Here is a 13,158-nt window from a genome sequence, read left to right as displayed (position 1 = left end):
TCACACCCGTTCCCATCCCGAACACGGAAGTTAAGCTCTTCAGCGCCGATGGTAGTTGGGGGTTTCCCCCTGCAAGAGTAGGACGTCGCCAGGCATCAAAAAAGTCATTACCTAACTAGGTAATGACTTTTTATTTTGACCTAAAGTAGGCTTTTAACCGAAAGGTTAATTCTGAATATGTTTAATGGAATGCGAGAAAGGTGAGGGAAGAGTTCAAAAAGTGAATTGCAGAAGGTACAAACTAGAAGTTGAAGGCATTAAAATAGAAAAACAAGATGAAAGTTACACAACACAGCAATGTCCTTGCTGTACGAAGAGAAAGAGAGTATCTTCGAGAATCTACAAATGCAAATACGGGTACGAAAGACATCGTGACATTCATGATGCATCCAACTTCTTCGCAAAAATGGTTTACGGTGAAATCAGCCCGTTTGAATTTGAATTAAAAACAACAACGTATCTACGGCTAGCGTAATGCTGAAGTAGTAGATGGTCTGTTCCGACCCTATCCTACCTTGCCTTTTCGAAGGAGGGTTGTTGCCGACTGTAGTCGATGAAAACGATTTCTGTGATTTGACGAAAAAGGTTGGTGTCACCCACTTATCTTGTTGGAACGGTTTTGTCGGAAACCCCCACTTCAAAAACGATACGTTTTAAGTGGGGGAGGTTCATATTGAGGAATGAAATGCTGATGAAATGATAGGAGTCAGATCCTGATTTGCCAAAAAAGGCATGTCCTGTGGCGTTGTCGATATGATCTACATTGTGTAGGCCCTCCACGCAGGCCAGAGCTTGCTCAATTCGCATGTCTTTGGGCCCAACAACCGGGATGTTGTTACTCGGGCGTGCTTGTAGGACGCGGCGACCTTAGCCAGAGTTCTGAGGTATTCAGCAGGGGTTTGAACCCCTGCTGAATTGTCTACATACTTTGGCATTCATCTCACAACTTATTGAAGTGGGAGACTTCTGCTGAATGAAGTTAAAATCATTCTTCTTCTTTATTGGAGTCACAAAATAATTATAACCCCTGATCTTTCAGCGTTTGTCGGAGGAAGAACTAATGTATGCCTATTCTTTTGTTCAATGATAAGAAACAATATGGCGCATATAAACTTAAAACTGAGTAGCAAGTAATCTTCACACACACACAAAATGGAAAATCGTCTTATGAAAAATCCATAATTAATAAAAAGGAATGACTCATATATTACTACTACACTATGAATTTACTTACTTCTAACTGAAGGTCTTCCGCAAGGGACGCTAATGATTGAGTGCTTGCTGAGATTTCTTCAATCGTCGCGAGTTGTTCTTCGGTCGCAGCACTTGCGTCTTGAGCGCTTGCTGCCGCAGTTTCAGCGAGTTCTTTCATCTGTAAGGATCCGCTTATAACTTCATCCGTCATTGTCTGAATTTCTTCGACTGCAGTAAAAACGGTATGCACACTTTCACTTGCGTCATGCGCAGCTATCTCAATGTGTTCGAAAATCCGTAGGGATGTCTCTAAAGTTGTTAATCCTTGATTTGCTTTGTCACTTCCTATTTTAATCGAATTGGCTGCCCTTGCTGAGTCAGATTGAATGAATTTGATCATATCTTCGATTTCTGAAGCTGATTCTTTAGATTGCTCGGCAAGTTTGCGTACTTCTTCTGCTACAACAGCGAAACCTTTTCCATGTTGTCCAGCTCGAGCCGCTTCGATGGCTGCATTTAGCGCAAGTAAATTGGTTTGATTAGAAATCGCGGTGATGATTGCTGTTATTTTTTGAATGTTAATAGAGCTTTGTTCTAGAGTGTCCATAATAGTGGCTGTTTCTTGGATTGAAGAACGAATTTCATTCATTTGAATCGATACATTGTCAAAAGCTAGTGACCCTTGTTTAACAAGTGATCCTACTGATTGGACTGCGAGGAGCATTGTATCATTGCTAACGGAAATTTGCAGTATTCCGGATGTCATTTTCTCCATAGAGCTGACGGTTTGTCCGACAATTTCAAGTTGACCTTCGCTTCCCTTCAAATGTTCTTCTGCGACGCTTGCTACCATTTGCGCGGATGCGGTACTTTCTTCCGAACTCGCCGATAGCTCCTCAGATTGAGCTGCAAGTTGAACCGCTGATTCACTCATTCTACTTACGATGAATCGCAGGTCATCAGTCATTTTATTAAATGCACTTGCCATCGTACCGATTTCATCTCGGCTTTTAATATGTAGTTTATCAATTTGTAAATTACCATCTGCAACAAGTTGAAGAGCATCGGTCATCATTTGGACAGGACGTGTGATACTTCGGCTAATAAAGTATGCAATGAGACCACTTGCAATAAGGGCAATGATACTTAAACTAATAATCACTATATTGGTTTTTCTTACCAAACTATTTAAGTCATCCCTCGTTATACTCATTTCTAAATTTTGATTTTCTTTTAGTTGCTCCGCATTCTTCAGAAAAACAACGAATTCACTATTTGCTAGGCGCGCATTTTTTTCGACTTGTTCTTGTTCCATTTTAATGAAGCTGTCGATAACCTTCTGAGCGAATCCATCATAGTGGAGGTTACCTTCCAACAACTTCTCAACGATGTGTAAATTTTGATCCTGTTTAAAAATGGTTTTTAATTCTTTAGAAATCTTGATAAATTTTTCATTGTCTGTCACCATTCTCTCTTTATACATATTATTCCTCAGTAGTAAATAACTGTGTAAATCGGCAGATATATCTTTTTGTACACTAATAAGTTCATTTACCAGATTTACTTTTTTAACTTTGTCGTCGAGCAGGTACGAATATCTATTATTCATTTTCGTTACAGAATAAAATCCCATACCTCCTACAAAGACCAATAAGATCATAATTGAAAGAAAACCTAAAACCAATTTTTTCGATAAAGAGTTAACCATTACTATGAATCCCCCTGTCTATATTTTGTTCTAAACTTTTACTAAAATCATAGTAGTTAAATCTAGTATTCCCAGTATCGTTGTACAGGTATAAAGAATCATTTCGCTTCTGTATAAATTATACTTCAATACCTATAAATCTACAATGATGATTTTGAACATTACGAAAATAATTAATGAAAACTAGATAAAGATATTACGCATATTGTTTATCTAATAAAGTCTGGAAAGGAATGTGAAAATGGAAAACATTTTTGTAGAATAAAACCTAACGACATTTATGAAGAGTTTATGTAAATCTAAATAGCGACCGGATATTTCACAATTCTAGTCTGGACGTACAGTTTAGGAGTACTCAAAAAGCTGACTTGTAACTTCCCATAGAATAGAATAGATAGAAGAGAAGGAAGTGTGGTTCGTGATGGGAAATTCTGATTGTCCGCTTATCCAAGCGTTAATAAAATTTAAAGAAGCAAATCCGGTCTCATTTCATGTGCCGGGACATAAACATGGGGTGCTCTCTGGATTACCATTAGAATTGCGTGCAGCCCTCCAATATGATTTCACTGAACTAGCAGGACTTGATGACCTTCACGAGCCTAATGGGGTAATAGAAGAGGCACAAGAGAAGTTATCCACTTTCTACGGTTCGGATCGCAGTTTTTTTCTTGTGAATGGATCGACAGTTGGAAATTTGGCGATGGTTTACGCGACGTGTCGTAAAGGTGATACAGTTATTGTTCAGCGTAATGCACATAAATCGGTATTCCATGCAATTGAATTGACCGGTGCGAATCCGGTGTTTGTGTCCCCTGTTTGGGATAAGATAACAAAGACGGCTGGTGCAGTTAGCCTTGTTCAAATAGGTATGGCACTTGAAGAAAATACTGATGTAAAGGCAGTTATTCTTACGTATCCGTCCTATTATGGTACAACAGGGACAGATATGGAAGAGATAATTAGACTTTGTCATATATATAAAATCCCTGTCTTGGTTGATGAGGCTCATGGCGCGCATTTTGTTGTCGGTGAACCGTTTCCTCGTTCAGCATTGGAAATGGGGGCCGACGTTGTTGTGCATTCGGCACATAAGACGTTGCCGGCTATGACGATGGCTTCTTTTCTACATATAAGGTCAAATCTCGTCTCCTATGAAAGGGTTGCACGCTATTTACAAATGCTACAGTCCAGCAGTCCGTCGTATATGTTGATGGCTTCCCTTGATGATGCAAGGGCTTATGCAGAGTCTTATAATGAAGAGGATAAGCGTTTATTCATGAAAAGACGGGCTACATTTATCGAACGCCTAAAAATGATTCCGCGGCTTCAAACATGTGAAACAGATGATCCGCTAAAGCTTATCATCCGTGTGGAAGGCTATTCGGGTTTTGACATACAAAAGCGGTTGGAAGAGAAAGGGGTTTACGGAGAGTTTGCAGATGCGTATCAAGTTCTATTCGTTATGCCGCTGCTAAAAGTGGAGTCAACATATCCTTTCGAAGAAACTATCCAAAAAATCGAGTCCGCAATTACTTGTTTAGATGAATCATGCAGAATGATAACCACAGTTGAAGTGCCACCAATTAATGGGGGGGTTTCCTACCTTATCCATACAGCTGAAGAAATTGAACAAGTGGGGACCGTATGGGTTTCATATGAAGAGTCAGTTGGACGTGTAGCGGCTGCTTCAATCATTCCCTATCCACCGGGCATCCCACTGTTAATTGCCGGGGAGAGAGTAACAGAAGAACATATCCAATCACTTAGGGTATTGGTCAACATGGGGGCGAAATTTCAAGGAGAAATTCGAATGAATGAACAACAAATAGTCGTAGTAAAATGAAGAGCGGAGGAATACCATGATACAGAAAGGAATTTTCATCACTTTTGAAGGTCCTGAAGGGGCAGGAAAGACGACGGTTATCACAGAGTTAGCGAAACGGTTGGTAGAGGAAGGATGGAATGTCGTTCTTACACGTGAACCAGGTGGAATCCGTATAGCGGAGAAAATCCGTGAAATTATTCTCGATAACAATCATCAGGAAATGGATGCGAAGACGGAAGCACTACTTTACGCCGCTGCAAGAAGGCAGCATCTTGTCGAGAAGGTCATACCTGCTTTAGATGATGGATTTATCGTCCTATGTGACCGTTTTGTAGATAGTTCACTTGCTTATCAAGGGTATGCACGAGGACTTGGAATTGATGAAGTTTTGTTGATTAATAAGTTTGCAATCGCCAACACCATGCCGGATTTAACTGTATTTTTCGATATCGATCCAGAAGAGGGGCTTGCGCGGATTGCGAATAATAGTGAGCGTGAACAAAATCGGCTGGATAAAGAAAATATCCAATTTCATCGTAAGGTGTACGAAGGCTATCAAGAGCTTATTCATCGTTATCCGGATCGGATTGTCACGACGGATGCATCACTTTCAGAATTGGAAGTTACAGAAAATGTTTGGAAAATCATATACTTTCAACACATCAAATACTCTAATTCATGATATAATGGTTGGAAAGTGGAAAAAGGGGAGATTACCATGAAATTGATTGTAGCAGTTGTACAGGATCAGGATAGTAATCGGTTATCCACTTCGTTGACGAAAAATGATTTTCGGGCGACGAAATTAGCCAGTACAGGGGGATTTCTAAGATCAGGTAATACGACGTTTCTTATCGGTACTGATGATAGTCTTGTTCCAAAGGCACTTGAGCTCATCCGTGAAAATTGTCGTTCACGTGATCAAATGGTGGCGCCCGTTTCTCCGATGGGTGGCAATGCAGATTCTTATATTCCCTACCCTGTTGAAGTTGAAGTGGGTGGAGCGACGGTCTTCGTTCTTCCAATTGAACACTTTCATCATTTTTGATTGAAAGAGGTGAACTTAAATGAAAGTCAACAGCGATTTCCACTCGGGGCTTGATAAGCTAAAGAACAATCCTTTACAGACGCCTCAAAGTGGGGCGCGGTTCGGTCAAATGGTCGTGAAACAAGAGCAACGTCTCCATGGTGAGCAGATTACAAGGCTTCTTGGTGACATTTCGTCGGCAGGAGATCGGATTGCACGTTCACGTAATTTACGAGACATGGCCAAATTCAAAATGCTTGTTCGACGTTTTCTGAAAGGCGCGGTCGAATCTGGAATGGGATTGAAGCAGTCCCATACTTGGAACCAATATGGCGAGGGACGTCTGTTGAAGCTCGTCGAAATAATTGATGAGAAGCTCGTCGAATTGGCGGAAGATTTGTTAGATGAAGAAAAGGCATCAGTTGATTTATTGGCTAAAATCGGTGAAATTAAAGGACTTCTCATTAATTTATATATGTAATTCCGTGTTTTCTATCAACTAAGAAACGCGGTTTTTTTAAAACAAGGGAGTTTGGTAATATGCTAGAAGAAAAGAATAACCAGCACCTTGAAAAGCAGAAATTAGTAATCAAACAACTAAGTTCATCATTTAGAAATGGCCGGGTGGGGCATGCGTATCTATTTGATGGTGAACAGGGCACAGGAAAAAAAGAAGCCGCGCTTTTTTTCACTAAGTTACTCCTTTGCGGTAATCCCGAAAAAACTGTTCCATGTGAAACGTGTCATTCCTGTCGTCGCATCACATCCGGTAATCATCCAAACGTAACGACAATTCGGGCAGATGGACAAGATATAAAGAAGGAACAAATGTCAGGACTCATTTTCAATATGACAAAAAAAGGATATGAGTCGGGTAGGAAAATCTATATCATTTACAAGGCAGACCGTATGAATAGTGCAGCGGCAAATACACTTCTTAAATTTCTCGAAGAACCAGAAGGCGATGTAACTGCAATCCTTTTAACGGATTCGTATCAATCAATTTTACCGACTATTCAATCTCGATGCCAGCGCATTTCGTTTCTTTCACCGTCAAGAGAGGCTATGATAATGGAGCTCGTGGAAAAGGGAGTTACTATTTCAATGGCTGCGACTGTGACCATGGTAACGGCTGACATAGACGATGCATTTCAACTTGCTAGGGATGATCAATTTGCACACATGCGAAAGACAGTGTTAAAATTGGTTGAAGCATCGGATCGACATGTCCATGAAGCATTACTATTCATTCAATCGGAATGGTCTCCTCTATTCAAAGAGAAGGAAGAAGCAGAACGTGGACTAGACCTCCTTCTATACGCTTTTCGGGACATAGTTTCGTCCAAGGCAGGCCTACAGTCTACGTTGGCATTTCCGGATCAGCAAGAGTTTTTCAAGAGTTTTTCGATGAAGATGACGTATAGCCGATTGTCTGCTAATATGGAGGCAATTTTACAAGCAAAAAAACGATTGCGCGGGAATATGAATCGTATGCTTTTAATGGAACAATTGGTGCTCAGCATGCAGGAGGGGTTACTTGTTGTATAAAGTAGTAGGTGTCCGCTTCAAAAAAGCGGGTAAAATATATTATTTTGATCCACTCGATTATACGCTCATTGAAGGCGAGTATGTCATCGTTGAAACAGCGCGAGGGATTGAATATGGAAAAGTTACGAGTCAAGCAAGGGAAGTCGATGAAAATGATGTCGTCCTACCGCTCAAAAGGATCATTCGTCCAGCGCAAACCGAGGATCTCGAAAAAGTGGAGGAAAATGTTCTAGACGCGGAGAGGGCTTTTAATACAGGTGTAGATAAGATTAAAGAGCACAACTTAGATATGAAACTTGTTGATGTTGAATATACATTTGACAGGAATAAAATTGTCTTTTATTTTACAGCAGAGGGCCGAGTAGACTTTCGAAACCTTGTAAAAGATTTAGCCTCCATTTTTCGAACACGTATTGAACTTCGTCAGATTGGTGTACGTGACGAGGCGAAGATGCTTGGTGGTATTGGTCCTTGTGGTCGAATGCTCTGTTGTTCAACGTTTCTCGGTGATTTTGAGCCAGTGTCGATAAAAATGGCAAAGGATCAAAACTTATCACTCAATCCATCGAAAATTTCGGGTTTATGTGGACGTCTTATGTGCTGCTTAAAATACGAAAATGATGATTACGAAGAAGCTAAATCGCTAATGCCGGATGTGGGGACACGAGTACAAACGCCTGAAGGACCTGGGAAAGTTATTGGTCTAAACCTTCTCGAGCGTCTTCTGCAAGTTAGTTTGACGGAGCAGGATCATGTACTGGAGTATACATTGGAAGAAATATTGGATCCCAAAAATAATCTGGTTCAATTGATGAAATAATGAGGTGGAGTAGTTGAAAGAAAGGAATTTTTTGGACAGGGTAATGGAATTCGAGCAACAACTTGAATCCATGCATAATCAATTCCGCGAATTGATTGGATTCGTCGCACAAATGACGGAAGAGAACCATTCGCTTCAACTAGAAAACCATCATTTGCGAAAACGGCTTGAAGAAATGGATGGACAAACACAGTCTTTTAACAAAGAACAACCTTCAAAAAAATCTAGTAAAATAGATATCGGAGAAGGTGTGGATAACTTGGCACGACTTTATAACGAAGGGTTTCATGTCTGCAATGTCCATTATGGAAGTAGCAGGAAAGGGGAAGACTGTCTTTTCTGTCTATCTTTTTTAAATAAACAAAATGTCTGAAATGAGCCGATCCTATCAATAAGTAGGCATCGGCTTTTTCTTGTTCCCGGAGGAGAAAAATATGGAGAATATTTTACAAGGTGATGAACGACTCGATTATTTATTGGCGGAGAAATTGCGTATTATTCAAAGCCCATCTGTTTTTTCATTTTCACTGGATGCGGTGCTACTTGCAAAATTCGCATACGTTCCGATACGTTCCGGCAGTATTGTTGACCTTTGTGCAGGTAACGGAGCAATTCCACTGTTCCTAAGCGCTCGGACAAATGCCGATATTACAGCTGTCGAGTTGCAGGGACGTCTTTCAGGTATGGCAGAAAGAAGTGTTCGGTATAATGGGTTAGAGAACAGGATTCATATCGTGAATGATGACGTCATCGGCATTGCTTCAAAGATAGGATATGAAAAATATGATGTGGTGACATGTAATCCTCCTTATTTCCCTGCACAAGAGGCAAGTGATAAAAATCTGCTAGAACATGTCGCAATTGCTAGACATGAAATTCGTCTAACACTTGAACAAGCAATTCAATCTGCCAACGAACTATTGAAACAAGGTGGAAAAGCAGCATTTGTCCATCGACCTGGTCGTTTGCTCGACATTGTTACTGCGATGCGTGCGAGCCGACTTGAGCCTAAACGAATTCGGTTCATTTATCCGAAAGAAGGGAAAGAAGCGAATACGTTACTAATTGAAGCGATTAAAGATGGAAAGCCGGATTTGAAAGTATTACCTCCATTATATGTATATGGGCCAGATGGTCAATATACGGAAGAAGTGAGGCTCCTTCTCTATGGACAAGACGGATAATCACTTTTTTTATGTACTCGAATGCAAGGACGGGTCGTATTACGCTGGTTATACGAATGATTTGGAAAAACGTATACGTGTTCATAATGAAGGGAAAGGTGCAAAATACACCCGGGCAAAACGACCTGTCCGATACATTTATCACGAAAATTTCGAAACGAAACGCGAAGCGATGCGGGCGGAATATCAATTTAAGCAACTAAAGAGAGATGCGAAAGAACTGTATATTGGAAAGGGGCAAGATTCGGATGAAGTCACAAAAAAGCGCTGAACCGGGCGGCGGAAAACTGTTTCTCGTTGGAACGCCAATCGGTAATCTTGAGGATATGACATATCGAGCAATTCGTATATTGAAAGAAGCCGATACGATTGCGGCAGAAGACACAAGGAATACAATAAAATTATGCAACCATTTTGAAATTAGGACAACGCTTATGAGCTACCACGAACATAATATAGAGGTTGGTGGAGAAAAGATATTAGCATTACTTGAAGAAGGGAAAGCGGTCGCGCTTGTGAGTGATGCAGGAATGCCATGTATTTCTGATCCGGGAGTGGACATTGTCTCCAAAGCGCTAGTTGCAGGCTATGACGTCGTTCCCGTACCTGGCGCGAATGCGGCAATCAGTGCGCTAGTTGCATCGGGTTTGGCAACACAACCGTTTCTGTTCTTCGGATTTTTGTCCCGCCAGAAAAAAGATAGACGTACTCAATTGGACGGATTGAAAAACAGGGAAGAGACCATTATTTTCTATGAAGCACCACATCGACTAAAGGAGACTCTGTGCGCGTTACAAGAAAGCTTCGGAGGGGATCGCCGTGTTGTCCTAGCAAGGGAATTGACAAAACGCTTTGAAGAGTTTCTTCGCGGAACGCTTGAAGAATCTATCTTATGGACAAGATTGAATGACATAAGGGGAGAGTTCTGTATCGTCATCGAGGGTGGAGATGGAGTTGTTGAAGAAAAGCAGGACATGTGGTGGATCCAATTATCGGTCCTTGACCATGTCACCGAATTGATAGAAAGAAAAGGTGTCCGTTCGAAAGAAGCTATCCGAGAAGTGGCAAATGATCGCGGTATGAGTCGACGTGATGTCTATAAAGAATATCATGTTGAAAATTGACGAATTTAATCTTATTTATAAAAAAAGTCCAGAATGTTAACCATTCTGGACAGTAGTATAAAATTATTTATCTAAGTGCTCTTCGATTTCCTTGATAAGTTGTTTTGCACCTTCTGGGCTCAAAATCAATTTTCCGTCGATAAGACGGAGGTTGTCATCAGAGACATCACCCGTAATCGAGCATGTCATATTCGGCATATACTTTTTCAAAATGATTTTGTCTTCATCGACATAAATCTCTAATGCATCTTTCTGTGCAATACTAAGCGTACGGCGTAACTCAATTGGAATTACGACCCGCCCTAATTCATCGACTTTCCTTACAATTCCTGTAGATTTCATGGCAAGTACCCCTTCCATTCTATAAAATTCGTCAAAATTCGACATAATTCTCACGTCTGTTTTTTATCATACCAAGCCTTCCAATTAACGTCAATAAAATTTGCTTAAAAATATGATAAAAGTAGTAATTAGAAAAATTTACATATAACAAATAACATTACTATGGTAAAACAATGTGTAGATAGTAGTACCGATATACCACAGAAAACGAATTTCATTGTATCGGTATGATGTTTCACATAGAATAGACAGTATATACTTTCATACTGGAGGAATTTTCGTGAGCGAACAGAATAAGACATTTTATATTACGACCCCTATTTACTATCCGAGCGGAAAGTTTCATATCGGAACAGCGTACACGACCGTCGCTTCGGACGCGATGGCACGTTATAAGCGATTACGCGGGTATGATGTCTGTTTTTTGACTGGAATGGATGAGCATGGTCAAAAAATCCAGGAGAAGGCGGAAGAAGCGGGATTGCCACCACAGGAGTATGTGGATGGCATTACAAAAGTCGCAAAAGACGTATGGAAACAGATGGACATTTCCTATGACGACTTCATCCGTACAACTGAAGAGCGGCATAAAATGGGTGTCGAAAAGATATTCCAAACATTCCTTGATAATGGCGACATTTACAAGGGCGAGTACGAGGGTTGGTACTGTACGCCATGTGAATCTTATTTTACAGAAGGGCAACTTGAAAATGGGAACTGTCCTGATTGCGGTCGGGCTGTCCAAAAAGTGAAAGAGGAGTCATACTTTTTTAATATGAAGAAATACGCAGATAGACTTTTGCAGTTTTACAACGATAATCCGACGTTCATTGAGCCGGAATCGCGGAAAAATGAAATGATCAATAACTTTATCAAACCAGGTCTTGAAGACTTATCAGTATCTCGTATGTCATTCGATTGGGGAATACGAGTGCCAGGAAATCCAAAGCATGTTATCTATGTATGGGTTGACGCCTTGACGAACTACATCAATGCACTTGGTTATCGTTCTGATGACGATTCATTATTCAAAAAGTATTGGCCTGCAGATGTACATGTTGTTGGGAAAGATATTGTTCGTTTCCATACTATCTATTGGCCAATCTTCCTAATGGCACTCAATCTCCCGTTGCCGAAAAAGGTCTATGCACATGGCTTTATTATGATGAAAGATGGCAAGATGTCGAAGTCAAAAGGAAATGTTGTCTATCCTGAAATGCTCGTCGAACGGTATGGACTCGACGCGACTCGTTATTTCTTATTACGTGAACTACCATTTGGACAAGATGGCGTCTTCTCACCAGAGACCTTCGTTGAACGGACTAATTATGACCTTGCGAATGACCTCGGTAACTTGTTGAACCGGACCGTATCGATGATTAATAAATATTTCGACGGGGAAATTCCGACAGAAGGACTTGTGGCAACGGAATTCGATTCAAGTTTGACGGATTTCATAAGAGAGACTGTGAGGAAATACGAATCTTCAATGGAGAAGATGCAGTTTAGCGTCGTTCTGGGTGATTTATGGGCCCTTATATCACGTACGAACAAATATATCGATGAAACGTCGCCATGGGTTTTGGCGAAAGAAGAAGCGGACTGTGGCAAGCTAGCATCCGCCATGTCACATCTGGCATCTTCGCTCCGTCATATTGCAGTACTCTTACAGCCGTTCATGACGGAAACACCGAAAAAGATTGTTGAGCAGCTAGGTTTGGATGAAAATTCACTTGCTTGGGAAACACTTGGTGATTTCAACGCAGTTCCATCGGGTACGAAGGTAATAGAAAAAGGAGTGCCGATCTTCCCGCGTCTTGACCCAGAAATTGAAGTGGTCTATATTCGCGATCAGATGGCTATATCCGCACCAGCTGAACATCAACCGGCTAAAGAAGTTGAATTAGTAGAAGAAGTGGATGAAATAGCAATTGACGATTTCATGAAAGTGGATCTACGTGTTGCTACAGTAACGGCATGTGAAAGAATTCCGAAAGCAGACAAATTGCTCAAACTACAACTCAATCTCGGTTATGAACAACGACAAGTCGTGTCAGGCATAGCGGCACACTACGAACCAGAGGCCCTTATCGGCATGAAAGTGATTGTCGTTGCGAACTTGAAGCCTGTAAAACTACGTGGAGAACTGTCACAAGGTATGATTTTAGCAGGCAAATCAAATGGGATATTAAAACTCGCCACTGTCGATCAGTCACTTGAAAATGGCGCTCAAGTTAAATGATCAACGAATGAAAACGACGTCCCTCACGGAAACGTCGTTTTCGTTTTTTGTCGCATAAAACTCTAAATTGTAATCAACTTGTAAACAAAATGTGATGAAAGTAATAATTCGTACGAATAGAATAAAAGTATTGTGAGGCGAAAG

Annotated in this window: 15 protein-coding genes and 1 rRNA gene; 13 read left to right on the top strand and 3 right to left on the bottom strand. The window is 40.8% G+C overall.

Translation table 11 applies throughout. From position 1 onward, the window contains the following. Both rrf and H4683_RS22445 read left to right on the top strand, forming a co-directional pair. Window positions 1-94, top strand: a 5S ribosomal RNA gene (rrf, locus tag H4683_RS16205); the annotation flags it as partial. 90 nt (window positions 95-184) lie between these two features. Next, window positions 185-475 carry a zinc ribbon domain-containing protein gene (locus tag H4683_RS22445; RefSeq protein ID WP_225942145.1) on the top strand — a complete coding sequence of 97 codons (291 nt, stop codon included), beginning with the start codon at window positions 185-187 and terminating at the stop codon, window positions 473-475. Window positions 476-600: 125 nt separating this feature from the next. On the opposite strand, the gene H4683_RS16195 is transcribed toward H4683_RS22445, so the two are convergent. After that, the gene (locus H4683_RS16195; protein ID WP_192599874.1) at window positions 601-807 is read right to left on the bottom strand and encodes a hypothetical protein; all 207 of its coding nucleotides are present in this window, start codon (window positions 805-807) and stop codon (window positions 601-603) included. Between the two features lie 406 nt (window positions 808-1,213). Beyond that, entirely contained in the window at window positions 1,214-2,902 is a 1,689-nt protein-coding gene (locus tag H4683_RS16190) for a methyl-accepting chemotaxis protein (RefSeq protein ID WP_192599873.1), read from the bottom strand. A 421-nt stretch (window positions 2,903-3,323) separates the two neighbouring features. On the opposite strand from H4683_RS16190, the gene H4683_RS16185 reads away from it, so the two are divergent. The 10 genes from H4683_RS16185 to rsmI all read left to right on the top strand — a co-directional run bounded on the left by H4683_RS16185 (window position 3,324) and on the right by rsmI (window position 10,430). Then, on the top strand, window positions 3,324-4,745 hold the full coding sequence (locus H4683_RS16185) for an aminotransferase class I/II-fold pyridoxal phosphate-dependent enzyme (RefSeq protein WP_192599876.1): 1,422 nt from the start codon (window positions 3,324-3,326) through the stop codon (window positions 4,743-4,745). A gap of 16 nt (window positions 4,746-4,761) precedes the next feature. Next, a complete protein-coding gene (gene tmk, locus H4683_RS16180) occupies window positions 4,762-5,409 on the top strand; it encodes a dTMP kinase (RefSeq protein WP_192599872.1) in 648 nt (215 codons plus the stop codon). 36 nt (window positions 5,410-5,445) lie between these two features. Then, window positions 5,446-5,775, top strand: a complete 330-nt coding sequence (locus H4683_RS16175; RefSeq protein WP_192599871.1) for a cyclic-di-AMP receptor — start codon at window positions 5,446-5,448, stop codon at window positions 5,773-5,775. Window positions 5,776-5,794: 19 nt separating this feature from the next. Continuing rightward, entirely contained in the window at window positions 5,795-6,235 is a 441-nt protein-coding gene (locus H4683_RS16170) for a YaaR family protein (RefSeq protein WP_192599870.1), read from the top strand. 59 nt (window positions 6,236-6,294) lie between these two features. Beyond that, window positions 6,295-7,302 (top strand): DNA polymerase III subunit delta', encoded by a 1,008-nt coding sequence (gene holB / locus H4683_RS16165; protein WP_192599869.1) that lies wholly within the window; start codon window positions 6,295-6,297, stop codon window positions 7,300-7,302. Then, window positions 7,295-8,122 (top strand): PSP1 domain-containing protein, encoded by an 828-nt coding sequence (locus H4683_RS16160; protein ID WP_192599868.1) that lies wholly within the window; start codon window positions 7,295-7,297, stop codon window positions 8,120-8,122. Before holB ends, H4683_RS16160 begins: the two co-directional genes overlap by 8 nt. 13 nt (window positions 8,123-8,135) lie before the next feature. Continuing rightward, window positions 8,136-8,495, top strand: a complete 360-nt coding sequence (yabA, locus tag H4683_RS16155; protein WP_192599867.1) for a DNA replication initiation control protein YabA — start codon at window positions 8,136-8,138, stop codon at window positions 8,493-8,495. Between the two features lie 61 nt (window positions 8,496-8,556). Next, complete coding sequence (locus H4683_RS16150) at window positions 8,557-9,306, top strand: tRNA1(Val) (adenine(37)-N6)-methyltransferase (protein WP_192599866.1); 750 nt, start codon at window positions 8,557-8,559, stop codon at window positions 9,304-9,306. Then, window positions 9,290-9,577 (top strand): GIY-YIG nuclease family protein, encoded by a 288-nt coding sequence (locus tag H4683_RS16145; RefSeq protein ID WP_192599865.1) that lies wholly within the window; start codon window positions 9,290-9,292, stop codon window positions 9,575-9,577. Before H4683_RS16150 ends, H4683_RS16145 begins: the two co-directional genes overlap by 17 nt. After that, entirely contained in the window at window positions 9,555-10,430 is an 876-nt protein-coding gene (rsmI, locus tag H4683_RS16140; protein ID WP_192599864.1) for a 16S rRNA (cytidine(1402)-2'-O)-methyltransferase, read from the top strand. The genes H4683_RS16145 and rsmI overlap by 23 nt, the downstream gene beginning before the upstream one ends. A 63-nt stretch (window positions 10,431-10,493) precedes the next feature. Here the strand turns inward: rsmI and H4683_RS16135 are convergent, their stop codons facing one another. Then, window positions 10,494-10,772, bottom strand: coding sequence for an AbrB/MazE/SpoVT family DNA-binding domain-containing protein (locus H4683_RS16135; RefSeq protein WP_192599863.1), 279 nt, complete (start codon window positions 10,770-10,772; stop codon window positions 10,494-10,496). A 280-nt stretch (window positions 10,773-11,052) separates the two neighbouring features. Here H4683_RS16135 and metG point away from each other — a divergent pair, with 280 nt between their 5' ends. Then, window positions 11,053-13,014: a methionine--tRNA ligase gene (metG, locus tag H4683_RS16130; RefSeq protein WP_192599862.1), complete on the top strand. Its 1,962-nt coding sequence runs from the start codon at window positions 11,053-11,055 to the stop codon at window positions 13,012-13,014. The last annotated feature ends 144 nt before the right edge of the window (window positions 13,015-13,158 follow it).

It is taken from the genome of Sporosarcina limicola (genome assembly GCF_014873855.1).
Taxonomy (GTDB): Bacteria; Bacillota; Bacilli; order Bacillales_A; family Planococcaceae; genus Sporosarcina; species Sporosarcina limicola.
This window is presented reverse-complemented; position numbering and strand designations above follow the sequence as displayed.

Excerpts from the sequence above, each read along its gene's own strand:
- H4683_RS22445 (WP_225942145.1), top strand. The coding sequence starts at position 185 with ATGGAATGCGAGAAAGGTGAGGGAAGAGTTCAAAAAGTGAATTGCAGA.
- H4683_RS16195 (WP_192599874.1), bottom strand. The coding sequence starts at position 807 with ATGCGAATTGAGCAAGCTCTGGCCTGCGTGGAGGGCCTACACAATGTA.
- H4683_RS16190 (WP_192599873.1), bottom strand. The coding sequence starts at position 2,902 with ATGGTTAACTCTTTATCGAAAAAATTGGTTTTAGGTTTTCTTTCAATT.
- H4683_RS16185 (WP_192599876.1), top strand. The coding sequence starts at position 3,324 with ATGGGAAATTCTGATTGTCCGCTTATCCAAGCGTTAATAAAATTTAAA.
- tmk (WP_192599872.1), top strand. The coding sequence starts at position 4,762 with ATGATACAGAAAGGAATTTTCATCACTTTTGAAGGTCCTGAAGGGGCA.
- H4683_RS16175 (WP_192599871.1), top strand. The coding sequence starts at position 5,446 with ATGAAATTGATTGTAGCAGTTGTACAGGATCAGGATAGTAATCGGTTA.
- H4683_RS16170 (WP_192599870.1), top strand. The coding sequence starts at position 5,795 with ATGAAAGTCAACAGCGATTTCCACTCGGGGCTTGATAAGCTAAAGAAC.
- holB (WP_192599869.1), top strand. The coding sequence starts at position 6,295 with ATGCTAGAAGAAAAGAATAACCAGCACCTTGAAAAGCAGAAATTAGTA.
- H4683_RS16150 (WP_192599866.1), top strand. The coding sequence starts at position 8,557 with ATGGAGAATATTTTACAAGGTGATGAACGACTCGATTATTTATTGGCG.
- H4683_RS16145 (WP_192599865.1), top strand. The coding sequence starts at position 9,290 with ATGGACAAGACGGATAATCACTTTTTTTATGTACTCGAATGCAAGGAC.
- rsmI (WP_192599864.1), top strand. The coding sequence starts at position 9,555 with ATGAAGTCACAAAAAAGCGCTGAACCGGGCGGCGGAAAACTGTTTCTC.
- H4683_RS16135 (WP_192599863.1), bottom strand. The coding sequence starts at position 10,772 with ATGAAATCTACAGGAATTGTAAGGAAAGTCGATGAATTAGGGCGGGTC.